The organism is Streptomyces similanensis, assembly GCF_039543625.1.
Lineage (GTDB): Bacteria > Actinomycetota > Actinomycetes > Streptomycetales > Streptomycetaceae > Streptomyces > Streptomyces similanensis.
Window position 1 is genome coordinate 85,661 of sequence record NZ_BAABKC010000070.1, and the last position, 24,743, is coordinate 110,403.

General features: G+C 71.4%; 17 protein-coding genes, 1 tRNA gene and 1 pseudogene. 6 read left to right on the top strand and 13 right to left on the bottom strand.

The genetic code is table 11. The annotated features are described in order from the left end of the window. A partial coding sequence (locus ABEB07_RS23235; protein WP_345670118.1) for a lysine N(6)-hydroxylase/L-ornithine N(5)-oxygenase family protein occupies positions 1–1,390 on the top strand: 1,390 nt, incomplete at its 5' end. Positions 1,391–1,467: 77 nt separating this feature from the next. Here the strand turns inward: ABEB07_RS23235 and ABEB07_RS23240 are convergent. Then, positions 1,468–3,288 (bottom strand): bifunctional metallophosphatase/5'-nucleotidase, encoded by a 1,821-nt coding sequence (locus ABEB07_RS23240; RefSeq protein WP_345670120.1) that lies wholly within the window; start codon positions 3,286–3,288, stop codon positions 1,468–1,470. Positions 3,289–3,439: 151 nt separating this feature from the next. Here ABEB07_RS23240 and ABEB07_RS23245 point away from each other — a divergent pair, with 151 nt between their 5' ends. Both ABEB07_RS23245 and pyk read left to right on the top strand, forming a co-directional pair. Continuing rightward, positions 3,440–4,171, top strand: a complete 732-nt coding sequence (locus tag ABEB07_RS23245) for an SIMPL domain-containing protein (RefSeq protein ID WP_345670122.1) — start codon at positions 3,440–3,442, stop codon at positions 4,169–4,171. 172 nt (positions 4,172–4,343) lie between these two features. Continuing rightward, complete coding sequence (gene pyk, locus ABEB07_RS23250) at positions 4,344–5,780, top strand: pyruvate kinase (protein WP_345670123.1); 1,437 nt, start codon at positions 4,344–4,346, stop codon at positions 5,778–5,780. Between the two features lie 7 nt (positions 5,781–5,787). Here the strand turns inward: pyk and ABEB07_RS23255 are convergent, their stop codons facing one another. Further along, positions 5,788–6,540, bottom strand: a complete 753-nt coding sequence (locus ABEB07_RS23255) for a transcriptional regulator (RefSeq protein ID WP_345670125.1) — start codon at positions 6,538–6,540, stop codon at positions 5,788–5,790. A 105-nt stretch (positions 6,541–6,645) separates the two neighbouring features. After that, positions 6,646–6,720 (bottom strand) — tRNA-Leu (locus tag ABEB07_RS23260). Positions 6,721–6,824: 104 nt separating this feature from the next. Here ABEB07_RS23260 and ABEB07_RS23265 point away from each other — a divergent pair. Continuing rightward, on the top strand, positions 6,825–7,499 hold the full coding sequence (locus ABEB07_RS23265) for an ANTAR domain-containing response regulator (RefSeq protein ID WP_176148544.1): 675 nt from the start codon (positions 6,825–6,827) through the stop codon (positions 7,497–7,499). A 97-nt stretch (positions 7,500–7,596) separates the two neighbouring features. Here ABEB07_RS23265 and ABEB07_RS23270 read toward each other — a convergent pair whose 3' ends face one another. The 9 genes from ABEB07_RS23270 to ABEB07_RS23310 all read right to left on the bottom strand — a co-directional run bounded on the left by ABEB07_RS23270 (position 7,597) and on the right by ABEB07_RS23310 (position 18,068). Further along, positions 7,597–8,313, bottom strand: coding sequence for an ABC transporter ATP-binding protein (locus tag ABEB07_RS23270; RefSeq protein ID WP_164589235.1), 717 nt, complete (start codon positions 8,311–8,313; stop codon positions 7,597–7,599). Further along, positions 8,310–9,308 (bottom strand): ABC transporter ATP-binding protein, encoded by a 999-nt coding sequence (locus tag ABEB07_RS23275; RefSeq protein WP_176148543.1) that lies wholly within the window; start codon positions 9,306–9,308, stop codon positions 8,310–8,312. Before ABEB07_RS23275 ends, ABEB07_RS23270 begins: the two co-directional genes overlap by 4 nt. Before the next feature lie 5 nt (positions 9,309–9,313). Further along, positions 9,314–11,143 carry a branched-chain amino acid ABC transporter permease gene (locus ABEB07_RS23280; protein ID WP_345670127.1) on the bottom strand — a complete coding sequence of 610 codons (1,830 nt, stop codon included), beginning with the start codon at positions 11,141–11,143 and terminating at the stop codon, positions 9,314–9,316. Positions 11,144–11,148: 5 nt separating this feature from the next. Then, on the bottom strand, positions 11,149–12,081 hold the full coding sequence (locus ABEB07_RS23285; protein ID WP_164589232.1) for a branched-chain amino acid ABC transporter permease: 933 nt from the start codon (positions 12,079–12,081) through the stop codon (positions 11,149–11,151). A gap of 112 nt (positions 12,082–12,193) precedes the next feature. Continuing rightward, complete coding sequence (locus tag ABEB07_RS23290; protein WP_164589231.1) at positions 12,194–13,429, bottom strand: branched-chain amino acid ABC transporter substrate-binding protein; 1,236 nt, start codon at positions 13,427–13,429, stop codon at positions 12,194–12,196. 2 nt (positions 13,430–13,431) lie between these two features. Then, a complete protein-coding gene (locus ABEB07_RS23295) occupies positions 13,432–14,337 on the bottom strand; it encodes a hypothetical protein (protein WP_345670128.1) in 906 nt (301 codons plus the stop codon). After that, positions 14,334–14,597 (bottom strand): hypothetical protein, encoded by a 264-nt coding sequence (locus ABEB07_RS23300; RefSeq protein ID WP_345670129.1) that lies wholly within the window; start codon positions 14,595–14,597, stop codon positions 14,334–14,336. The genes ABEB07_RS23295 and ABEB07_RS23300 overlap by 4 nt, the downstream gene beginning before the upstream one ends. 657 nt (positions 14,598–15,254) lie before the next feature. Continuing rightward, entirely contained in the window at positions 15,255–15,737 is a 483-nt protein-coding gene (locus ABEB07_RS23305; RefSeq protein ID WP_164583395.1) for a hotdog fold thioesterase, read from the bottom strand. Between the two features lie 51 nt (positions 15,738–15,788). Further along, on the bottom strand, positions 15,789–18,068 hold the full coding sequence (locus ABEB07_RS23310; protein ID WP_345670130.1) for an FdhF/YdeP family oxidoreductase: 2,280 nt from the start codon (positions 18,066–18,068) through the stop codon (positions 15,789–15,791). Positions 18,069–18,348: 280 nt separating this feature from the next. Here ABEB07_RS23310 and polA point away from each other — a divergent pair, with 280 nt between their 5' ends. Then, entirely contained in the window at positions 18,349–21,075 is a 2,727-nt protein-coding gene (polA, locus tag ABEB07_RS23315) for a DNA polymerase I (protein WP_345670131.1), read from the top strand. A 600-nt stretch (positions 21,076–21,675) separates the two neighbouring features. On the opposite strand, the pseudogene ABEB07_RS23320 reads toward polA, so the two are convergent. Beyond that, a pseudogene (locus ABEB07_RS23320) lies at positions 21,676–22,597 on the bottom strand (DUF4184 family protein). Between the two features lie 282 nt (positions 22,598–22,879). Here ABEB07_RS23320 and ABEB07_RS23325 point away from each other — a divergent pair. Beyond that, positions 22,880–24,721, top strand: a complete 1,842-nt coding sequence (locus ABEB07_RS23325) for a lytic transglycosylase domain-containing protein (RefSeq protein WP_345670132.1) — start codon at positions 22,880–22,882, stop codon at positions 24,719–24,721. The last annotated feature ends 22 nt before the right edge of the window (positions 24,722–24,743 follow it).

The window sequence follows — 24,743 nt, forward strand, 5'->3', positions numbered from 1 at the left end:
CGACCTCGTCGGCATCGGCGTCGGCCCGTTCAACCTCTCCCTGGCCGCCCTCGCCCACCCCCTCACCGGCCTGGCCACCGCCTTCTACGAACAGCGCCCCCGCTTCCACTGGCACCCCGGCCTGCTCATCGACGGCGCCCGCGTCCAAGTCCCCTTCCTCGCCGACCTGGTCAGCCTCGCCGACCCCACCAGCAACTGGTCCTTCCTCAACTACCTGCGCGCCCACGACCGGCTCTACCCCTTCTACTTCGCCGAACGCCTCCACCTCCAACGCGCCGAATACGACGCCTACTGCCGCTGGGTGTGCGACCACCTCCCCGCCCTCCACTTCGGCCACCAGGTCGACGCCGTCCACTGGCACCCCGAACACCGCCTCTTCGAAGTCGACTTCACCCGACTCGACGCCGACGGCCGAGCCGCCTCCACCGGCCGCGCCCACACCCGGCACGTCGTCCTCGGCATCGGCACCGAACCCCACGTCCCCGCCCCACTGCGCCCCCTGCTCAACACCCCCGGCGCCCCCGTCGTGCACGCCGCCGACTACCTCGGCCACCGCGACACCCTCCTGGCCGCCGGCCACATCACGGTCGTCGGCTCCGGACAGTCCGGCGCCGAGATCTTCCTCGACCTGCTGCGCCACCGCCCCGCCGGCCGCGAACGCCTCACCTGGATCGGCCGCACCGAGGCGTTCGCCCCCATGGAGTACTCCAAACTCGGCCTGGAGCACTTCACCCCCGACTACACCCGCTACTTCCACGCCCTGCCCGAACCCGTCCGCGACCGGCTCGTCCCCGCCCAGTGGCAACTGCACAAGGCCATCGACGCCGACACCCTCGCCGCCATCCACGACGAGCTCTACCGCCGCACCCTGCACGGCGGCTGGCCCGACACCGTCCTCACCCCCGGCGTCCGCGTCCGCGCCGCCGAACGCCGCCCCGCCCACGCGATCGAACTCCACCTCGAACACACCCAGCAGGGCGCGAGCACCCGCCTCACCACCGACGCCGTCGTCCTCGCCACCGGCCACCGCCGGCGCCCCCTCACCCCGCTCCTGGACGGCCTCGCCCCCCACCTGCGCCACGACGGCCGGGGCCGCCCCCGCGTCGACGAGCGCCACCGCCTCGTCATGGACCCCGCCGTCGCCGCCGCCGGCTGCCACGTCCACGTCCAGAACGCCGAACTGCACACCCACGGCGTCGGCACCCCCGACCTCGGCCTCGCCGCCTGGCGCAGCGCCACCATCCTCAACACGGTGACCGGCAAGGACACCTACCCGCTGCCCGCCCGCACCGCCTTCACCACCTTCGGCCTGCGCGAACAACAGCAGCGGCCCCGGACCCCGCACCCCCACCGGGCCAGAGCGCTGACCCCCTCGGCGGACGGAATCTGAGGCCGCACACCTCAGCACTGTGCGGGGATCCGGCGGCGGCGCGGACATGCCGCCGCCGCGCCGGACCCCGTGCGCCCCTAGAACACCGGCGTGCCGTCGCGCGTCAGCCGCCAGTCCACCGAGGCGAAGTCCTTCGGGTCCAGCACACCCTTCGCCGTCACCCACTCGGCGATCCGGGTCCGGATCTCCGTCGACTCCGACCACAGCTCCTTGGCCGCCGCCACGTACGGGAACGCGCCGCCGCCGTTGGCCCGGTAGTTGTTCACCGCCAGCACGAACTGCTGCGCGTCGTCCAGCGCCGCCCCGTTGAAGGTCAGGTTCTTGATCCGCGACCCGGCCGGCTGGGCGACGTCGATGTCGTACTTCAGCCCCGACACGTAGTCGTAGTTGTAGTCCGGACGGTTGTTCGCGTTGGTCAGCTTGTCCACGTCGACCGCCGCGCCCGCCGCCGTCTGCGCGAAGTACTCCGCCGAGTACTCCAGGTACGCCCGCACCTGCGCGCCCGTCAGCAACTTCGCGACCAGCGTGTTGTCGTACACGTACAGGCTCGACAGGTCCCGGATCGTCACGTCGCCCGCGTGGATCTCCGAGGTCCGCGAGAACGGCGAGGCCTGCGCGATCACCGGCAGCGCGGCGTACGCGGTGCCGGCCAGCGCGGCCTTCACCACGTCCTCCTGCACCTTGGTGATCAGGTCGATGATCGGCGCGTCCTTGTACCGGGCGTCCACCGTCGTCAGGGTGTCCGTCGCCTGTCCGACCACCTGGTTGACGTACGTGACGACCTTCGCGTGCTCGTCCTTCAGCAGCCGGGTGATGCGCGGGTCGTCGGCGACCGTGCGGGAGTCGCGCAGCGACGCCGCGACCGACTCCACGTGCCACCGCCCCTTCTCGAACACCAGGTCGATGTCGAAGACGGAGAGCCGCTCCGCGTAGCACAGCGGCTCCGACAGCACGACCGTCCGGCCCGTCTTCTCGTTGACGACCTTCAGCTCCGGGATCTCCAGATGCGCGTGACCCACCAGGATCGCGTCGATCCCCGGCACCTGCCGGGCCACGTTCGCCGCCGCGTCCTCCACATACGGCAACTGGTCACCGTAGGACGACGTGCCCGACGTACCCGAGTGCGCCGACACGATCACCACGTCCGCACCCATCGAACGCAGCTTCGGCACCCACTTGGCCGCCTGCTCCTCCAGCCCCGGGAACGTCAACTTGCCCTGCACATACGCCTTGTCCCAGATCGCGATGCCCGGGTTGGTCAGCCCCAGCACCGCCACCTTCACCGGCGGACCGCCGTGCACCTGGAACTTCTTCATGAAGTACGGCGCGAACGCCGGCCGCTGCGTCTTCGCGTCCAGCGCGTTGGCGCCCAGCAGCGGGAAGTCCAGCTGCCGCTCGAACGTGCGCAGCGTCTCGATGCCGTAGTTGAACTCGTGGTTGCCCAGCGCCGCCGCGTCGTACCCGATCGCGTTCATCGCCTGCGCCATCGGGTGCACCGGACCGCCCTTGGCGGTGATCGGGTCCACCTTCGCGTAGTAGTACGTCAGCGGAGTGCCCTGGATCGTGTCACCCGCGTCCAGCAGCAGCGTGTTGTGCCGGCCCCGCTCCCGGCGGATCTCGTTCACCAGCGTCGAGATCCGCGCCAGACCCTGCGCGTTGCCCGCCGCGTCCTTGTACTCCGCGTCCTTGAAGTAGTCCCAGTTGAAGACGTGCCCATGCAGATCGGTGGTGCCCAGCACGGTCAGCGCGTACCGCTTGGGCTGCCTGCCCGGGTGGTGCGCCGCCCCCGTCGCGTACTCGGCCGCCTCGGCCGCCGGCGCCGCCGCCGCACCCGTCAGGGCCACCCCCGCCCCGGTCACGGCCGACTTCTTCAGGAACTTCCGGCGGTTCAACGCCATGTCTGGTTCTCCTCGGGAAAGATCAACGACGCGCGTAGATGGACGCGCGTAGATTCTGACCGGCACATGGCGAAGCGCAACACCCCCGACAGGTTGCGATCTGATGACCGGACACCCCGCGAGACCCACCGCGGGTGACACAGTGGGACGTATGACCCTTCACCCGGAAGAGCGATCACAACCGGCCGCCCCCGCCACGCCCTACGGCACCCCCGACGCCCCCCGCATCGCCGTACGCGGCGAAGCCCACCTCGAAGTCGACCCCGAGATCGCCCGCATCGGCATCACCGTCTCCGCCCGCGGCCGCGACCGCCGCTCCGCCCTCGACGACCTCACCCGCCGCAACGCCGCCGTCCTCCACCTCGTCAGGTCCTACGGTCCAGCGGTCGAACGCGTCGAGACCGGCGCCCTGTCCGTCACCCCCGAACTCGTCCGCCACGGCCGAGGCGAACGCATCCGCACCTACCACGGCGCCGTCCGCCTCACCGCCGAACTCACCGACTTCACCGCCCTCGGCGAACTCACCACCCGACTGGCCGACTTGGACCTCACCCGAGTGGACGGCCCCTGGTGGGAACTGCGCCCCGACTCACCCGCCCGCCGACAGGCCCGCCAGCAGGCCGTCCGCGAGGCCGTCCAGCGCGCCAGGGAATACGCCGAAGCACTCGGCACCACCCTCGACGCCCTCGTCGAGATCGCCGACATCGGCGCCGAGGGCCCGCAGCCCCTCCCACCCGCCCCCGGCGCGCGCATGCGCTCGATGGCAGGCTACGGCGGCCCCGCCGCGCCGGACGAGGCGCCCCCGCTCGACCTCGAACCCGAACGGCAGCACGTCTACGCGCAACTCAACGCGCGATTCACCATGAAACCGCCCAAACTGTAATCACGTCAGAACCGGAGAACGCCTCTTCAAGGAGACCCCCGGCACCCGTGAGAGTGCCCGCCCGCACACACCGCCGAATGTCAACACCCCTTCAACTCCCCTTCACCGAAAGGACGTTGGACAGCAACCCGACACCGAGTTCCTACCGAACGGTAAGGCCTAGGCTCACACCATGCGCCGAGCAAAGATCGTCTGCACCCTGGGGCCCGCCACCGACACCTACCACCGGATCAAGGCCCTGGTCGACGCCGGAATGGACGTCGCCCGCCTCAACCTCAGCCACGGCACCCACGCCGAGCACGAGGAGCGCTACCGGCACGTACGCCGCGCCGCCGACGAGACCGGCCGCAGCGTCGGCGTCCTCGCTGACCTCCAAGGCCCCAAGATCCGCCTCGACCGCTTCCGCGAAGGCCCCGTCCTCCTCGAACGCGGCGACACCTTCACCATCACCGTCGAAGAAGGCGTCGAGGGCGACCGCCACACCTGCGGCACCACCTACGCCGGCCTCGCCGACGACGTCACCCCCGGCGACCGCATCCTCGTCGACGACGGCAAGGTCGCCCTGGAGGTCACCGCCGTCGACGGACCCCGCGTCCGCACCCGAGTGCGGGAAGGCGGCATGGTCTCCGACCACAAGGGCCTCAACCTCCCCGCCGTCGCCGTCTCCGTCCCCGCCCTGTCCAAGAAGGACGAGGACGACCTGCGCTGGGCACTGCGCACCGGATGCGACGTCATCGCCCTGTCGTTCGTCCGCGGCGCGCGCGACGTCCTCGACGTCCACCGCATCATGGACGACGAGGGCCGCCGCCTCCCCGTCATCGCCAAGATCGAGAAACCCCAGGCCGTGGAAGCCGCCGAGGACATCGTCGCCGCCTTCGACGGCATCATGGTCGCCCGCGGCGACCTCGGCGTCGAAATGCCCCTCGAACAGGTCCCCATCGTCCAGAAACGCGCCGTCGAACTCGCCCGGCGCAACGCCAAACCCGTGATCGTCGCCACCCAGATGCTCGACTCCATGATCGACAACGCCCGCCCCACCCGCGCGGAAGCCAGCGACGTCGCCAACGCCGTCATCGACGGCACGGACGCGGTCATGCTCTCCGGCGAGACCAGCATCGGCAAACACCCCGTGCAGACGGTCCGCACCATGGCGAGAATCGTCGCCGCGGCCGAGGAGGACATCCTCGCCAAAGGACTGCCCCCGCTGACCGAACGCGACAAACCCCGCACCCAGGGCGGCGCCCTCGCCCGCGCCGCGGCGGAGATCGGCGACTTCCTCGGCGCGAAGTTCCTCGTCGCCTTCACCCAGTCCGGCGACACCGCCCGCCGCCTGTCCCGCTACCGCTCGCCCATCCCCCTCCTCGCCTTCACCCCCGAACCCGCCACCCGCTCCCGGCTCAGCATGTCCTGGGGCGTCGAGACCTTCCTCGGCCCGCACGCCGACTCCACCGACGCGATGGTCGAGCAGGTGGACGAACTCCTGCTGCGCCACGGGCGCTGCCGCGAGGGCGACGTGGTGGTGATCACCGCGGGCTCCCCGCCCGGGGTCGCCGGCGCCACCAACCTGGTCCGGGTCCACCGCATCGGAGAGGACGACAGCCCTCGGTAGGGGAGCGTCAGTACTTGGCGCCCACGTGGGCGTCCATGAGGGCGACGGAGTCCTTCTTGGCGACGGAGATGTTGTACGGGTTGCCGTTGCGGGTGCACTGCGTCCACTCGACGCCGAGCCGGTCCAGGGTGTCGGTGCAGAGCCGCCGGATGTCGTCGGAGACGTTGGTGAAGAAGTACCGGGGATACTCGTAGCGCTTACGCTCCCCGCCGACCACACGGGTGGTCCAGTTGGTGATGCGACACCCATCGGAGTGGATGAGCCCCCGCACGAACTCCCAGGGGTACGCGTCGACGATCGCCCGCTGCCACTCTTCGAGCACGATCCGCCGCTCGTGCTTCCTGCCGGGGCCGTGCTGGGGGAACAATCGGGGCCAGTCCCGGAGGTAACTGGTCACCATGACGCACCCCTGCTTCTGCACGGTGAAGACGCCGACACCGGGACGCACGCGGGTGATCGTTTCCCTGCACTGCTGGACGAGCCCCGGCCAGGCGTCGGCGCAGGCGATCCGCAGGTAGTGGCCGCGGCGGTGTGGACTGAGGCATCCGTCGCCCAGATAGAGGCCCAGCAGGTAGGCGTACGCCGCCTCGTCCGCGGGCGGCCCGGACGGCGGGGGAGCCATACGAGGCGATGGTTCGAGGCGACTTCGCCAAGAGCGGATGGCGGCGCGGGAGATCCCCGTCTGCTTGCTGACGGAGTTCAGGCTGCGGCCCTGGGAGACCAACGCGAGGGCTCGCTTGCGTGTGCTGAGGTCGTACATGTGGACACTCTTGGAGAGTGATCGCGTCGACACGCAGCAAAAAGCGGATGTTCAGCAGAACGTGGACGTCCGCTTTAAAAACTGACCTTGAAATCGAAGGAAAAGTGCCCCGGGTCGGACTCGAACCGACACTGTATGGGTTTTGAATCCATTGCCTGCTGCCAATTGGGCTACCGGGGCCTAACGAATCGAAGGTCCACTCCGACCCGCCGTGCCCTACCTTACCGCAGCTAGGTAGGCTCTTGGGAGCAGTATCTGCCTCCCCCGGAACAAGGAGCGCCCCCGTGACCGCCGAGTCGCCCCAGCCCCTGGACGTGTCCGATGACGACAAGTCGCATGTGCCCCCGTTGACGACCCGTGTCGTCATCGCGGAGGACGAGGCGCTGATCCGGCTGGATCTCAAAGAGATGCTGGAGGAGGAGGGCTACTCCGTCGTCGGCGAGGCCGGGGACGGTGAGCGCGCGGTGGAGCTGGCCCGTGAGCACCGGCCGGATCTGGTGATCCTGGACGTGAAGATGCCGAAGCTCGACGGCATCTCGGCGGCGGAGAGGATCGCCGAGGAGAGCATCGCGCCGGTGCTGATGCTGACGGCGTTCTCGCAGCGCGATCTGGTGGAGCGGGCGCGGGACGCGGGTGCGATGGCGTATCTGGTGAAGCCGTTCAGCAAGAGCGATGTGGTGCCGGCGATCGAGATGGCCGTCTCGCGGTTCACGGAGCTGAGGGAGCTGGAGAAGGAGGTCGCCGACCTCACCCAGCGGCTGGAGACGCGCAAGCTGGTGGACCGGGCGAAGTCGGTGCTCCAGACGGAGTACGGGTTGAGTGAGCCGGCGGCGTTCCGCTGGATCCAGAAGACGTCGATGGACCGTCGTATGTCGATGCAGCAGGTGGCGGAGGCCGTGATCCAGGACAGCGACGAGAAGAAGGCGGCCAAGGGCGGCAAGCCGGAGAAGCCGGAGTAGTCGGCGTAGCAGCCGGTCGGGCTCGCCCCGCACAGGTGCCGAAGAGGCCCGCATCCCTTGCGTAGGGGTGCGGGCCTCTTGGTGTGTCGGGTGGTGTTCAGTCCTCGCCGAGGTAGGCCTTGCGGACCGACTCGTCGTGCAGGAGGTCGCGTCCGGTGCCGGACAGAACGATGCTGCCGACCTCCATGACGTGGCCCTGGTCGGCGAGGGAGAGGGCGGCCTGGGCGTTCTGTTCGACGAGCAGGATGGTGGTGCCCTGGGATTTGAGCGCGGCGATGGTCGCCATGATCTTCTGCATCATGATCGGGGACAGGCCCATGGAGGGTTCGTCGAGCATGAGCAGTTTGGGCTGGGACATGAGGGCGCGGCCCATGGCGAGCATCTGCTGCTCGCCGCCGGAGAGGGTGCCGGCGGCCTGCTTGCGGCGTTCCCCGAGGATGGGGAAGAGGTCGTAGGCGCGCTGGATGTCCTTCTCGATGGCGCTTCTGTCCTTGCGGAGGAAGGCGCCGAGGCGGAGGTTGTCCTCGATGGTCATGCGGGGGAAGATGTGCCGGCCTTCGGGGGAGTGGGCGAGGCCGAGGGAGACGATCTGGTGGGCGGGGACCTTCTTGAGGGACTTGCCGTTGAACCTGATCTGTCCGCCGACCGGCTTGAGGAGGCCGGAGAGGGTGCGCAGGGTGGTGGTCTTGCCGGCGCCGTTGGTGCCGATGAGGGTGACGACCTGGCCGGCTTCGACCTTGAAGGAGATGCCCTTGACGGCCTCGATCTTGCCGTAGGCGACGCGCAGGTCCTCGACTTCGAGCAGTGTGGTCATCGGTGGTTCTCCTTGCCGGGCGTGGCGTCGTCCCCGGTGGCGCCGGTGGAGCCGGTGGCCGTGTCTGTGGCCGTGTCGGTGGCCGTGCCGGTGTCCTTCGTGGTGGCGGTCTCGGCGCGGGTGCCGGCCGCGTGGGCCTCGGCCTGGGCGACTTCGGCGGCCTCCTCGGCGCCGGGGTCTCCTTCGAAGGGTTCGCCGAGGTAGGCGGCGATGACGCGTTCGTCGCCCTGGACGGTGGCGCTGTCGCCTTCGATGAGCTTTTCGCCCTGGACGAGGACGGCGACGCGGTCGCAGAGGTTGAAGATGAACCGCATGTCGTGCTCGATGACGAGGATGGCGATGCCCATGTCCCGGATGGCGAAGACGAGTTCTTCGGTGGCGCGGGTCTCCTGCGGGTTCATGCCGGCGGTGGGCTCGTCCAGGAGGAGGAGGCCGGGTTCGCTGGCGAGGGCGCGGGCGATCTCGAGTTTGCGCTGTTCGCCGTAGGGGAGGTTGCGGGCGAGGTGGTCGGCCTTGTCGGCGAGGCCGACGAAGTCGAGGAGTTCCATGGCGCGTGTGCGGGAGGCTGCTTCGGCCTTGTGGAAGCCGGGGCCGCGCAGGACGGCGGACCAGAAGCCTTCCTTGGTGCGGGTGTGGCGGCCGACGAGGACGTTCTCCAGGACCGTCATGTTGGCGAAGAGGCGGATGTTCTGGAAGGTGCGGGCGATGCCGGCCGCGGTGACCTTGAAGGATTTGGGCGGCAGGACGGCGCCCTTGTAGCGGACTTCGCCTTCGGTGGGGACGTAGAGGCCGGTGAGGCAGTTGAAGAAGGTGGTCTTGCCGGCGCCGTTGGGGCCGATGAGTCCGACGATCTCGCCGCTGCCGACGGTGAGGTCGACGCCGCGTACGGCGGTGAGGCCGCCGAAGCGCATGGTGACGCCGCGTGCGTCGAGGACGGTGGTGCCGGGGGCGGTGGCGTCGGGTGCGGTGCCCTGGGCGGTGGTGTCGGTGGTCATGGTGGTCAGGCCCCTGTCTTGCCGAGGGCCGCGGGCGCGTCGGCCTCTTCGTGGAATTCCAGTTGGCGGCGTCGGTTGGGGACGATTCCCTCGGGGCGGAAGCGCATGAGCAGGATGAGGGCGAGTCCGAAGGCGAAGAGCTGGTAGTTGCCGAGGAACTGGAGCTTGTTGGGGATGAGGAAGAGCAGTGCGGCGCCGATGAGGGGGCCGGCGATGGTGCCCATGCCGCCGAGGACGACGGCGGCGAGCAGGAAGGCGGAGTTGGGCGGTACGGCGCCGGCGAAGAGGTACTGCTCGGGGGTGACGGTGTAGGTGACGTGGGCCTGGACGGTGCCGGCGAGACCGGCGAGGGAGGCGCCGACGGCGAAGGCGATGAGCTTGACGCGGAAGCCGTTGATGCCCATGGCGAGGGCGGCGGTCTCGTCCTCGCGGATGGCGACCCAGGCGCGGCCGATGCGGGAGTTGCCGCTGCGCCGGAAGACGAGGACGACGACGGCGGTGATGAGCAGCATCAGGAAGAAGTAGTTGGCGAAGCGGCCGATGGTGAAGCCGCCCATGTCGTGCTGGGCGCCGAAGTCGAAGCCGAGGACGTCGAGGTTGGGGATGGAGGCGATGCCGTTGGAGCCGTTGGTCAGGTCGGGTCCGGAGGTGCCGTCGAGGTTGTTGGCGGTGATGCGGAAGATCTCTCCGAAGCCGAGGGTGACGATGGCGAGGTAGTCGCCGCGCAGGCGCAGGGTGGGGGCGCCGATGAGGACGCCGAAGACGAGGGAGGCGGCGCCGCCGACGAGGACGGCTGCCCAGAAGGGGAAGTGCACGTCGAAGGGGGAGTTGGGGGAGCCGGAGACGAGGGCGGCGGCGTAGGCGCCGACGCCGAGGAAGGCGACGTAGCCGAGGTCGAGGAGTCCGGCGAGGCCGACGACGATGTTCAGGCCGAGGGCGACGGTGGCGAAGATGAGGATGTAGACGCCGAGGGTGGCGTATTTGTCGTCGGTCTGGGTGAAGGGGAAGAGGGCGGCGGCGAGGAAGGCGCCGCAGATGGAGAGGTTCTGGTGGCGGGCGGTGATCTGGGAGGCGTGGGCGATGAGGCCGGCCTTGTTGAGGGCGGCGAAGCCGAAGCCGGCCATGATCAGGAAGCCGACGAAGAGTTCGTCGTAGGGGGTGCCGATGCCGTAGGTGAAGACGGTGAGGCCGAGCGCCATGATGGCGACGATGATGAGGATCTCGGCGTAGGACGGCAGGGCGCGTACGGGGCGGGGGGCGTCGGCGGCGAAGACGGCCTTGGTGGTGTCCCAGCCGTGGCCGAGGCGGTGCCTGAACTGTTCCCAGCCGGTGCTGTCGGGGTCGATGGGGTCGGGTGCGGGGCGCTTGAAGGGCAGGGCGAGGGCGCCGAGGAGGGTGGCGAGGGTGGTGGCGGCGACGACGTAGCCGCCGGGTTCGAGGTTGACGACGCCGCCGAGTTCGACGCTGATGGCGATGACGGTGTACCAGGCGGTGGCGAAGGTGGCGAGTGCGGCGAGTTTGACGCCGGCGTCGGCGCCGGCGGGGGCGAGCCAGCCGAGGCCCTTGACGCCGTAGGAGGAGAGGGCGAAGAGGGTGGTGAGGGCGCCGCCGATGAGGACGAGGACCTGGAGGCCGCCCGGGTAGCCGTAGACGGTGAGGTCGCCGGGGAAGTCGGCGGTCCAGGTCCAGGCGAGGAAGGTGGCGGCGATGGTGAGGAGGGCGCCGGCGGTGGCGAGGGCGCGGCCGATGTGTTCGGGGAGGGCGATCAGGCCGGTGGCGGGGGTGCCGGTGGTGGGGGTGCTGGGGGTTTCGGGTGCGGTGGTCTGTGTGGTCATCGGTGTCACGCCCTGTCCGCGACGCGCTCGCCGAGCAGGCCCTGGGGCCTGAAGAGGAGCACGAGAATGAGGAGTACGAAGGCCCAGACGTCGGCCCAGGTGTTGCTGCCGAACTTGTCCATGCCGGGGATGTCGGCGATGTAGGCGGTGGCGAGGGTCTCGGCGACGCCGAGGACGAGGCCGCCGATCATGGCGCCGTAGATGTTGCCGATGCCGCCGAGGACTGCCGCGGTGAAGGCTTTGAGGCCGAGGATGAAGCCCATCTTGAAGTCGATCTGGCCGTACTTGAGGCCGTCGGCGAGGCCGCCGACGGCGGCGAAGGCGGCGCCGAGGGCGAAGGCGACGACGATGATGCGGTCGGTGTTGACGCCCATGAGTTTGGCGGTGTCGGGGTCCTGGGCGGTGGCCTGCATGCCGCGTCCGGTGCGGGTCTTCATGACGAAGTAGCCGAGGACGGCCATGCTGATGGGGGCGGCCAGGAGGAGGAAGACGTCGCCGGTCTGGATGGTGACGCTGCCGAGGTGGAAGGGGCCGCCGGGGATCTGCGGGAAGGGCCGGGCGGACTTGGCGTCGGGGTACCACGCCCAGACGGCCTGCTGGAGGGCGAGGGAGAGGCCGATGGCGGTGATGAGGGGGGCGAGGCGTGGGGCGGAGCGCAGGGGCCGGTAGGCGAACCGTTCCGCCCCGATGGCGACGAGGACGGCGACGATGATCGCGCCGAGCAGCATGCAGGGCAGCGCGAGCCACATGGAGGTGCCGTCGGGCAGGATGTAGACGTAGACCGTGAGGGCGCCGAAGGCGCCGGTCATGAATATCTCGCCGTGGGCGAAGTTGATGAGCTGGACGATGCCGTAGACCATCGTGTAGCCAATGGCGACCAGCCCGTACATGGATCCCAGTAGCAGGCCGTTGACCAGCTGCTGCGGCAGTTCGTTCACCGCATGTCCTCCGAGACTTTCGGACGTTCGACGGATGTGACCGTGATGTGAGTCCGCGCGGGGCGCCAGTGGAACGACGCCCCGCGCGGCTGTTGAGCGGTGTGGGTGTGGGTCAGCCGGTGAAGGTGCCCGACTTCACGGGCACGAAGGCGCCGTTGTCGACCTTGTAGACGGTGAGCTGCTTGTTGGTCGCGTCACCGTATTCGTCGAAGGAGACCTTGCCGGTCACACCGTCGAAGGAGACCTTGGCCATGGCCTCGGTGACCTTGGCGCGGGCGTCGTCGGGGAGCTTGCCGCCGTTGTCGTCGACGACCTTCTTGACGGCCTCGATGATGGCCCAGGCGGAGTCGTAGGAGTAGCCGCCGTAGGCCGCGTACTCCTCCTTGTAGCCGGCCGCCTTGTAGTCGTCCACGAACTGCTTGGCGGAGTCGAGCTTTTCGACCGGGGCGCCGACGGAGGTGGCGAGGTCGCCGGCGGCGGAGGGGCCGGCCAGCTTGGCGTAGGTGGCGTCGTTGATGCCGTCGCCGCCGACCAGCGGGATCTTGGCGCCGGCGGCCTTGATCTGCTTGCTGAGCGGGCCGGCCTGCGGGTATTCGCCGCCGTAGTAGACGACGTCGGCGCCGGAGTTCTTCACCTTGGTGGCGACCGCGGAGAAGTCCTTGGTGTCGGGGTTGATGTGCTCGGTGCCGACGACCTGGCCGCCGAGCTTCTTGAACTCGTCGGTGAAGGTGCCCGCGAGGCCGGCGCCGTAGGTCTTCTTGTCGTCGATGACGAAGACCTTCTTCTTCTTGGCGTCGTTGTAGACGTACTGGGCGGCGAACGGGCCCTGGATGGCGTCCGTGGTCGCGGTACGGAAGTACGACGGGTGCTGGCGGACCTTCTTGGTGCGCCAGTCGGGGCCCTGGGTGAGGGAGGGGCCGGTGTTGGCCGGGGAGACCTCGACCAGTTTCGCGTCGTCGAAGACCTTCTGCATCGATTCGGCGACGGAGGAGTTCAGCGGGCCGACGACACCGAGAACGCTCTTGTCGGAAACGAAGGTGACGGCGTTCTGCTGGCCGGAAGAAGGCTGGGCCTGGTCGTCGCGGGCCTGGAGTTTGAAGGTGACGCCCTTGACGTAGTTCTTTTTGTTCGCGGTCTTGACGGCGAGGTCGGCGGAGTTCTTGATGCCGAGGCCGAGGGCGGACAGGTCTCCGGTCAGCGGGGCGTCGACGCCGATGGTGACGGTGGTTCCGCCGCCGCCGTCACCGGAGTCGGAGTTCTTGTCTCCGTCCCGGGAGCCACAGGCGGTGAGGGTGAGTGCTCCCGCAGCCAGCGCGGCGGTGATGGCGATGAGCGAACGTTGACGCACGGTCAGTCCTTTCCCTTGCACGGCCCTCCCCCCTGGAAGGGGCCGAGTCGAGCGCCGGCCCGAAGAGATTTTCCGACCGTGCGGTGACTGGCGGTGACTCTAGGCGGGCGTGGGGAACGGGGAGGAGAGTCTGACCAATGCTGTGACGTTCTTGTTATGACACGACGTATTGCAGAGCGGTACTCGGCGGGTGGAACAGCGGAATTCAGGCCGATTCGCCCCGTCCGCATTCTGAGAACCCGCAGGACGCGCCCGGCTGTGTTCAGGTGTGTAAGGTGTTTTGGTGATGACTGGGAAACGTTGCCACAGGCTACTTGCAGCGCCTCGGAGAGGGCGTGCGCATACCGCGGCCCCAGGATGAAACTCTGGACCTCCATTGCGCGGGTATTACGCAGTGTTACATCCACGAAAGGAAGTCCCGCATTCTCCGGAATTTTCCCGCATTCCCTGACATGCAGGGTGATGACGATCTTGCGTGCGGTGCCCGCCGCCGTCCGGAAGGGCGGACGGGGCGTGGAGGTGACGGAAAGTCCCGCATACGGCTGGTCGAGCGCGCTCACGGTCACCGGAGGCCCGGATTCCACACTCACCAGCAGCGCGAAACTGAAGCTGCCCGGCGGCGCGCCGCGCGGGGTGGCCACCGGGTCCAGATAGGAGACGTCGACCACCTGCGAGGGGTACGGCGGTGCGGGCGACGGCGGTGCGAGGCGCGGGAGTTGCCGCGTGCGGGCGGCCTGGAGGAATCCGACGCCGGCCAGCAGGGCGACGAGCACGGCGGCGACGAGGACGAAGCGGCGGCGCCGGTCGCGGCGGCGGGCGCGGGAGTCCTCGGGGACGCCGGTGTGCTCGGCGCGGGTGTCCTCGGCGCGGGTGTCCTCGCCCGGTTCGAGCGGGCCGATGCCGCTCACTGCCACGGCCCCTTGCCGGGGGCGCCGTCGCGGTACCGCTCGGCGCAGGCGGCGTTCGCCCGACGCACGATCAACTCATCTGCCGCCCGGTCGCCTTGGCGCTGCCGCACGGGGCGGGCGGCGGCCACGATCCGGCGCAGGATCTCGTACTGCCCGTTGGACAGCCCCATCGACTGGTAGTCGCCGTAGACGCCGTCGTCGAGCGTCTCGCGCGCCCAGTGGGCGACGACGTCGGCGCACAGCCGCGCCGGGGACGTCACCCGAGGTGACGGCGGTGACGGCGGCCGATCGGCGACGGACGGCGGGGCGGACGGCCGGGCGGCGGCGGACGGCGGGGCGGGTGCGCCGCCGTGTCCGGCGCAGCCGGCCACCACCGCGCCCGCCAGCAGCGCCGCGACGAGCGGCCCCCCAAGAGCCGTCCCCCCATACCGCGCAACTCCTCGCGCCCCCATGCTCCGAAACTAGGACCTGCGCACCTGCCGGGCAACGAAACGCACAAGCCCCCCGGGCAGGCACCCGCACGAGCCGTGGGCTCGCTCCCGTGCCCGTACCGGCCGTGGGCTGGCGCCCGTACCTGTACCGGCCGCGGGCGGACACCCGTACCCCTACCGGCCGTGGGCAGACACCTGGCACCCGTACCGGTCATGGGCTCGCGCCCGTTCCCGTACCAGCCGTAGGCAGACACCCGGCACCCGTACCGGCCGTGGGCAGACACCCGGCACCCGTACCAACCGTGGGCCGGCACCCGTTCCCGTACCAGCCGTGGGCAGGCGTTCCGCAGGGCGGAACGGGTGGGCACGGCCCAGGACTCGGGTGCCTGTCCGAGTGACGCCGGCCGTCCTCCGCGGCTCGGGCCCCGCCCGCACGGGCACCGCCGCACCGGCACCCGGCCGTACCGGTGACCGAGGGGCCCGGGTTCAGCCGGCCGCAGGCGTCTGCTCGCCCGCGTTCAGATCCCGCAGCAGACACGTCAGCCGGGCGCTGCACACCCGCCGCCCCTGCTCGTCGCTGATCACGACCTCGTACGTCGCCGTGGACCGCCCCCGGTGCAGCGGGGTGGCCACGCCCGTGACCAGACCGGAGCGCACCCCGCGGTGATGGGTGCAGTTCAGGTCGACGCCGACGGCGATCTTGGAGCTGCCGCCGTGCAGCATCGCGCCGACCGAGCCCAGCGTCTCGGCCAGCACGGCGGAGGCGCCGCCGTGCAGCAGCCCGTACGGCTGGGTGTTGCCCTCCACCGGCATGGTGGCGACGACCCGCTCGGCGGACGCCTCCAGGATCTGGACGCCCATCCGGGTGCCGAGGTGCCCGGCGGAGAACAGGGCGGGCAGATCGACGCCGAGCGCGGCGTACTCGTCGATGACCTCTTGCGGGAACTTCACTTCGTGCTGCTCGCCCATGGAACCGGCTCCGTCCGTCGTCGATCGGCCACTACTCGACTGAGCAAGCGCTCAGTCGGTCGCCGATTGTTCCAGACGCACCACGACGGACTTGCTGGCCGGGGTGTTGCTGGTGTCCGCGGTGGCGTCCAGCGGCACCAGGACGTTCGTCTCCGGGTAGTACGCCGCCGCGCAGCCCCGGGCCGTCGGGTAGTGCACGAGGCGGAAGCCGGGGGCGCGCCGCTCCACCCCGTCCTTCCACTCGCCGACGAGGTCGACGTACGTCCCGTCGGCCAGTCCGAGGGCGCGCGCGTCCTCGGGGTTGACCAGGACCACCCGCCGGCCGCCGCGGATGCCCCGGTAGCGGTCGTCGAGGCCGTAGATCGTGGTGTTGTACTGGTCGTGCGAACGCAGCGTCTGCAACAGCAGCCGGCCCTCGGGCAGCTCGGGGTACTCCACCGGCGCGGCGGTGAAGTTGGCCTTGCCGGTGGCCGTCGGGAAGCGGCGCTCGTCGCGCGGGCCGTGCGGCAGCGCGAAGCCGCCGGGGCGGGCCACGCGCGCGTTGAAGTCCTCGAAGCCGGGGACGACGCGGGCGATCCGGTCGCGGATCGCGGCGTAGTCCCGCTCGAACTCCTCCCACGGCACCACGCTGTCCGCGCCGAGCACCCGGCGGGCCAAGCGGGCCACGATGGCCGGTTCGGACAGCAGGTGGCGGCCGGCGGGCTCCAGGCGGCCGCGGGAGGCGTGCACCATGCCCATGGAGTCCTCGACGGTGACGAACTGCTCGCCGCCCGCCTGCACGTCGCGCTCGGTGCGGCCGAGGGTGGGCAGGATCAGGGCGCGCGCGCCGGTGACGACGTGGGAGCGGTTGAGCTTGGTGGACACGTGCACGGTCAGCCGGGCCCGGCGCATGGCGGCCTCGGTGACGTCGGTGTCGGGGGAGGCGGAGACGAAGTTGCCGCCCATGGCGAAGAACACCTTGGCCGCGCCGTCGCGCAGGGCGCGGATGGCCCGCACCACGTCGTAGCCGTGCTCGCGCGGCGGGGCGAAGCCGAACTCCTTCTCCAGCGCGTCCAGGAAGGCCGGGGCGGGCCGTTCGAAGATGCCCATCGTGCGGTCGCCCTGCACGTTGGAGTGGCCGCGCACCGGGCACACGCCCGCGCCCGTGCGCCCGATGTTGCCGCGCAGCAGCAGGAAGTTGACGACCTCGCGGATGGTGGGCACCGAGTGCTTGTGCTGGGTCAGGCCCATCGCCCAGCACACGATGGTGCGCTGCGAGGCGAGGACCATCTCGAAGGCGCGGTCGATCTCCGCGCGGGTGAGGCCGGTCGCCCTCAGCGTCTCGTCCCAGTCGGCGGCGCGGGCGGCCTCGGCGAACTCCTCGAAGCCGTGGGTGTGCTCGCGCACGAACAGCTCGTCGACGGCGCCGCCGGTCTCCAGGATCAGCTTGTTGAGGAGGCGGAAGAGGGCCTGGTCGCCGCCGATGCGGATCTGGAGGAACAGGTCGGTGAGCGCGGCGCCGGCGGCGAGGCCCTTGGGCGTCTGCGGGTTCTTGAAGCGCTCCAGGCCCGCTTCGGGCAGCGGGTTGACGCTGATGATCCGCGCGCCGTTCGCCTTGGCCTTCTCCAGCGCGGAGAGCATCCGGGGGTGGTTGGTGCCCGGGTTCTGGCCGGCCACGATGATCAGGTCGGCCTGGTGGAGGTCGTCCAGCAGGACGCTGCCCTTGCCGACGCCGAGCGTCTCCGACAGCGCCGAGCCGGAGGACTCGTGGCACATGTTGGAGCAGTCGGGCAGGTTGTTGGTGCCCAGCTCGCGGGCGAACAGCTGGTAGAGGAAGGCGGCCTCGTTGCTGGTGCGGCCCGAGGTGTAGAAGACGGCCTCGTCGGGGGAGGCGAGGGCGGCGATCTCCTCGGCAACGATGCCGAAGGCACGCTCCCAGGTGACCGGCTCGTAGCGGTCGGCGCCCTCGGGCAGGTACATGGGGTGGGTGAGGCGGCCCTGCTGGCCCAGCCAGTAGCCGCTGCGCCCGGCCAGCTCCGCCACGGTGTGCGCGGCGAAGAACTCCGGGGTGACCCGGCGCAGGGTGGCCTCCTCGGCGACCGCCTTCGCGCCGTTCTCGCAGAACTCCGCCGCGTGCCGGTGCTCCGGCTCGGGCCAGGCGCAGCCGGGGCAGTCGAAGCCGTCCTTCTGGTTGACCCGCAGCAGGGTCAGCGCGGTGCGGCGCACGCCCATCTGCCGCTGGGCGATGCGCAGGGTGTGCCCGATGGCCGGGAGCCCCGCCGCCGCGTGCTGGGGCTCGGCGACCTGCGGCGCGTCCTGAACCGGATCGCCCTTGGGCGGCTTCGTGGCCATCGCACCCTCCCCTTCGACGGCGCACACGGTGCGGGCCGCGCGCGTGGTGTCCTCCGGCCGGTCCCTCCGCCCGGAGTCCTCCGATCCTCCCACGCACCACCGACATCGCCGGAGGCCGGGCGGAGGCCGGGCGGAGGGGGCGGAGGCCGGGCGGAGGGGGCGGAGGGGGAGCGGACGGAGGGGCGCGGTGGGGAATGGAGGGAGGACGCGGCCCGCGGGGCGGGCGGGCCCAGCGGCGGGTGCGTCCCGGCTGTCAGTGGTCCGTGGCAGGATCGGGGACGTGGCAGAGACAGCATCGAAGAAGACCGACAAGACCTCCGGCGGTACGCGTCCCCGGCTCATGCTCATGGACGGGCACTCGCTGGCCTACCGCGCGTTCTTCGCGCTGCCCGCGGAGAACTTCACCACCGCGACGGGCCAGCCGACGAACGCGATCTACGGCTTCGCGTCGATGCTGGCCAACACCCTGCGTGACGAGGCGCCCACGCACTTCGCGGTGGCGTTCGACGTGTCCCGCAAGACGTGGCGCTCGGAGGAGTTCACCGAGTACAAGGCGAACCGCTCCAAGACGCCCGACGAGTTCAAGGGCCAGGTGCAGCTGATCGGCGAGCTGCTGGACGCCATGCGCGCCGAGCGCTTCGCCGTCGAGGGCTTCGAGGCCGACGACATCATCGCCACGCTCGCCACCCGGGCCGAGGCCGAGGGCTTCGAGGTGCTGATCGTCACCGGCGACCGCGACTCCTTCCAGCTGGTCTCCGAGCACACCACGGTGCTGTACCCGACCAAGGGCGTCTCCGAGCTGACCCGGTACACCCCGGAGAAGGTCGTCGAGAAGTACGGGCTGACGCCGGCCCAGTACCCGGACTTCGCGGCGCTGCGCGGCGACCCGTCCGACAACCTGCCCGGCATTCCCGGCGTCGGCGAGAAGACCGCCGCGAAGTGGATCAACCAGTTCGGCTCGTTCGCGGAGCTGGTCGAGCGCGCCGAGGAGGTCAAGGGCAAGGCCGGGCAGAACCTCCGCGACCACCTGGAGTCCGTCAAGCTCAACCGCCGCCTCACCGAGCTGGAGCGGGAGGTGGAGCTGCCGAAGACGGTCACCGACCTCGCCAGGACGGCGTACGACCGCAAGGCCGTCGCCACGCTCCTGGACTCCCTGGAGATCCGCAACCCCTCGCTGCGCGAGCGGCTCTTCGCCGTCGACCCGGGAGCCGAGGAGGCCGAGGCCACCCCGATCGCGGCGGACGGCGTGGAACTGGACGGCACGGTGCTCGGAACCGGCGAGCTGGCGCCCTGGCTGGCCGGGCACGGCACGGACGCGCTGGGCGTGGCCACGGTCGACGCCTGGGCGCTGGGCGCGGGCTCGGTCGCCGAGGTCGCGCTCGCCGCCGCCGACGGCGCCGCGGCCTGGTTCGACCCGGCGCAGCTGGACGAGGCGGACGAGAGCGCGTTCGCGGCCTGGCTGGCCGACGCGGAGCGCGCCAAGGTGTTCCACGACGCCAAGGGCGCGATGCGGGTCATGGCCGAGCACGGCTGGCGCGTCGCGGGCGTCCGCATGGACACCGCGCTCGCCGCCTACCTGGTCAAGCCGGGCCGCCGCTCCTTCGCGCTGGACGCGCTGTCCCTGGAGTACCTGCACCGCGAGCTGGCGCCCGCCGCCGCGGCCGACGGCCAGCTCGCCTTCGGCGCGGACGAGGCCGCCGAGGCCGAGATGCTGATGATCCAGGCCCGCTCGATCCTCGACCTCGGCGAGGTGTTCGAGGGCCGGCTCGACGAGGTCGGCGCGGCCGATCTGCTGCGCGACATGGAGCTGCCCACCTCCGCGCTGCTCGCCCGCATGGAGCGGCACGGCATCGCCGCCGACCGGGCGCACCTCGAAGCCATGGAGCAGATGTTCGCCGGTGCGGTGCAGCAGGCCGTGAAGGAGGCGCACGCGGCGGCCGGGCACGAGTTCAACCTCGGCTCGCCCAAGCAGCTCCAGGAGGTCCTGTTCGGCGAGCTGGCCCTGCCGAAGACCAAGAAGACCAAGACCGGCTACACCACCGACGCCGACGCCCTGGCCTGGCTCGCCGCGCAGACGGACAACGAGCTGCCGGTGATCATGCTGCGCCACCGTGAGCAGGCCAAGCTCCGGGTGACCGTGGAGGGCCTGATCAAGACGATCGCGGCGGACGGCCGGATCCACACGACGTTCAACCAGACCGTCGCCGCGACCGGCCGGCTCTCCTCCACCGAGCCGAACCTCCAGAACATCCCGGTCCGCACCGACGAGGGCCGGGCCATCCGCCGCGGCTTCGTGGTCGGCGAGGGCTTCGAGTCGCTGATGACCGCCGACTACAGCCAGATCGAGCTGCGGGTGATGGCCCACCTGTCCGAGGACGAGGGCCTGATCGAGGCGTTCACCTCCGGCGAGGACCTGCACACCACGGCCGCCTCGCAGGTCTTCGGCGTCGACCGGTCGGCGGTGGACGCGGAGATGCGCCGCAAGATCAAGGCGATGTCGTACGGCCTGGCGTACGGGCTGTCGGCCTTCGGCCTCTCCCAGCAGCTGAACATCGAGGCGGCCGAGGCCCGCGCGCTGATGGACGCCTACTTCGAGCGGTTCGGCGGCGTACGGGACTACCTGCGCCGCGCGGTCGACGAGGCGCGCGCCACGGGCTACACGGCGACGCTGTTCGGCCGCCGCCGCTACCTGCCCGACCTCAACAGCGACAACCGCCAGCGCCGCGAGGCGGCCGAGCGGATGGCGCTGAACGCTCCGATCCAGGGCACGGCGGCGGACATCGTCAAGATCGCCATGCTGAACGTGGACCGGGCGCTGCGCGAGGCCGGCCTCAAGTCCCGCATGCTCCTCCAGGTGCACGACGAAATCGTCCTGGAGATCGCCCCCGGCGAGCGTGCGGCGACCGAGGAGATCGTCCGCCGCGAGATGTCCGGCGCGGTCACCCTCCGGGCGCCCCTGGACGTCTCGGTCGGCGTCGGCCGCGACTGGGAGTCGGCGGCCCACTAGCCCCTCCGGGGGCGCGCGGGGGAGACGGCCCGCGCCCCCGTGGCCGCCCCGGGGCCGGTGCGCTCCGGCCCGGGGGCGGCGTGCTGTCGCTCCGGGCGGCTGCTTCTCCGGGTGGCTGTCGCTCCGGGCGGCTGCCGTCCTGGGCGGCTGCCCTTCTGGGGCCGCGAAGAGCTGGCGCGTCCCGCCCCCCGGCCCGCCCCGATGCGCCCAGTCCTCCCCAGGCCACCGGGCCGTTCCGGCCGGCCCCCGCCCCTCCGTCTCGTCACTCACGTGGCCCCCGCGAAGACGCCGCCCGCAGGACGGGCCGACAGGATGCGGGCATGGGTATACGCATGCTCAACCACCGGCCGGCGGCATCCCAGACAGCCGTCGGCGCGGCCCCCGCCGCGCCGCTCCCGCCGGTTCCGGCCCTCGCGGCCGCGGCAAGCACCGCCCGCGTCCCCACCGACCCCGCGGCCCCCCTGCGCCGCGCCGCGACCGGCCTGCGCCGCCGCCTCCCGCTCCACGAACCGCCGCCCTGGCGCCTGTGGGCGGACCTCAGCCGCGGCTACGTCGCCCTGTTCCTCGCCCGCCTGCCCCGGCCGGGCCCCGTCCGCACCGTCACGGTCTTCGTCGCGGCGCCCCCGGCCGCCGACCGTCCGAGCGGCCCACCGCAACGCCGGCCCCGCCCGGACCGCCCCCCGCGCCACCCGCACCGCCCGCACCGCCCCCGGCGCGGACCCGGCCGGCCGGACGCCACACCCTGACCCCGGCGGCGCAGACCAGCAGCCCCGCCACCAGTCCGGCGCCCGCGCCGAAGCACAGCACCGGCACCAGGTCGCGCACCTCGGCCGACGGGCCGCGCCCGCCCCACCACTGGGCCACCCGCCGCACCGCCCCCCAGGCCCGCGCAGCCGCCGATCACCGCCGCGGCCCACCACCGGTCCCGTCGCGACAGCGCGGGCACCCCGTACGGCTCGCCCGCCGGCATCCGCCGCAGCACGCGCACCACGAACACGGCGATCACCACCGCCGCGACCGCAGAGCCGCCGTACTGCACGTACCCGTACAGGGGCGCGCCCGGCAGCGAGCGGTCCAGCACCGGGAACACCCGCGTCCCCCACCGGTCGAGATGCGTGAACGCGTCCCACACCACGTGCGTCAGCGCGCCGAGGACCGCCGAGACGTACCACCACGGCACCACGGCGGGCCGCACCCGCGCGCGCGGCGCCCCGCACCGCGTCAGCGCCGCCCAGCGCCCCTGACGGGCGGGCGGCAGCAGCGCCACCAGCGGCTCGCGCACCAGCAGCCACGCCGCCCCCAGCGCCCAGGCGATCAGCACGTCCACCGTGAACACCCCGGCGAAGGAGTGCGTGACCGCGCCGAACCCCATCGCCCCGGGCAGGACGCTCGCCGCGTAGTAGGTCAGGTCCGGCGCGAAGGAGCCCGCCACCAGCAGCGCGGGCGTCAGCCGGCCCCGCCCCGTGCCGTCCCCGCGCACCGCGGGCAGCACGGCCGCCGCATGACTCAATGTGAACGGCAACACGACCCCCAGGCAGGCGACATGACCGGAGGGGCGGTCCGTCGGTCGGCGCCGTCCAGTACGCGGGACCCGGGACCACCGCGCCCCGCGCAACAGTAAGTGGCCAACCGGTGAAAACCGGGCACCAACCGGTCCCGTCGCAAAGGAAGTTGTCGTAGGGTCGCCTGGGTCGTACACACGCATCGCTCCACGAGGGCAACCAATACCGCGGGTCAACTGTCACAACAGGGCGAACAGACAGGCACGGACGGACGCTCGGCGTCCACGGGAGGGGTTCACTCCATGGCGGCGCATTTCGGCAGGAGGCTGTACAAGGGAGCGGCCACCACGGCCGTGGCGGCGGTGGCCGTAGCGGCCCTCTCCGCTTCCGAGGCACCGGGGGTGACGGCGGACGGCCAGGGAAGACCGACCGCCGCCGGCGCGACGCCCGCCCCCGAGCAGCCCGCCGCAGGCGACACCGCGACCGGCAACTCGCACTACTACACGGCGCTTCCCCCGCTGAAGAGCCCCAATCCCGCGCCCACCACCGCCGTCGGCCTCCCGGTCGCCGACACGCCCTCCGAGGCCGGCATCCCCGCCACCGTGCTCGCCGCGTACAAGAAGGCCGAGGCCGAGCTGCGCACCGCCAAGCCGGGCTGCAACCTGCCCTGGCAACTGCTCGCCGCCATCGGCAAGGTGGAGTCCGGCCACGCGGGCGGCGGCCGCGTCACCGCCGACGGCACGACGATCACCCCGATCCTCGGCCCGGTCCTCAACGGCGTCGGCTTCGCCAACATCAGCGACACCGACCACGGCGCCTACGACAACGACAGCACCTACGACCGCGCCGTCGGCCCCATGCAGTTCATCCCCTCCACCTGGAAGTGGGCGGGCCGGGACGGCAACGGCGACGGCAAGAAGGACCCCAACAACGTCTTCGACGCCGCCCTCGCCACCGGCCACTACCTGTGCCGCTTCGGCTGGGACCTGGCCGACACCCGCGACCTGCGCAAGGCGATCCTCAGCTACAACGCCTCCGAGGACTACCTGAACACCGTCCTGTCCTGGATGGAGTACTACCGCAGGGGCACCCACACGATCCCCGACGGCACCGGCGCCGTGCCGTCCGAGCGCGGCGGCACGGGCCCCACCCCCGGCACGCCCGGCACGACCCCCCGGCCGTCGTCCCCGTCGACCCCCGCCACGGACACCCCGAGCACCCCGGGCGCCCCGAACGGGTCCGGCGGGCCGAGCACGCCCGGCACGCCCGGCAAGCCCGGCGGCGGGACCAGCCCCTCCCCGGACCCGACCGACCCCGCGCCGTCGAAGCCCACCCTGCCGCCCAGCCGCACCGACATCGTGGACCACCTCAAGGACGTGGACACGCCCCAGCTCACCGCCCGGGCGGGCGACGCGTTCACGCAGCGGATCAGCGCCCGCGCCGAGACGAAGACCGGCAAGTCCCTCGCCAAGGTCAGGGTCCGGTTCGTGATCACCGGCGACACCGACACCGTCTTCACCGGCGGCGAGAAGATCGCCACGGTCGTCACCGGCGCCTCCGGCGTCGCCGTCGCACCCGCGCTCCAGGCGGGCGAGAAGACCGGGACGTTCACCGTGCGCGCCCTGGTCGTCGGCCGCACGGTGACGGGCCTTGACTACCGCGCGACCGTCACCGAGCGCACCGCCGACGCCCTCGCCCGCACCGGCGACACCCCGCTCAGCTGCGCCCCCGGCGGCGAGTTCGCCGACCAGGTCGAGCTGAAGGCCACCTACGAGAAAGCCGCCGCCGGCAAGGTCGCGGCCACCGCCACCCTGGTCAAGTCCGCCGACGACGCCACCGCGAACACCAAGGGCCCCTACTTCAAGGACGCCGATGGCAAGCCGGTCCGCACCCTGACGGACCTGCGCACCGATGCCAAGGGCGTGCTGAAGCTGCCCAAGCTGTACGCCGACGACACCACCGGCACGTTCCTGCTCCGCGTCACCACCGCCGGCGGCGCGACGCTGACCGTCGAACTCCGGGTCGCGCCGGCCGGCACCCCGGCGAGCCCCGACCCGAGCCCGAGCCAGAGCCCCGGCACGGACACCGAACCGTCGACCGCCCCGAGCCCGTCGACCACCACCGGTTCCACGGCCTCCGCGTAATCCGCCCGGCGCGGTCACGCGC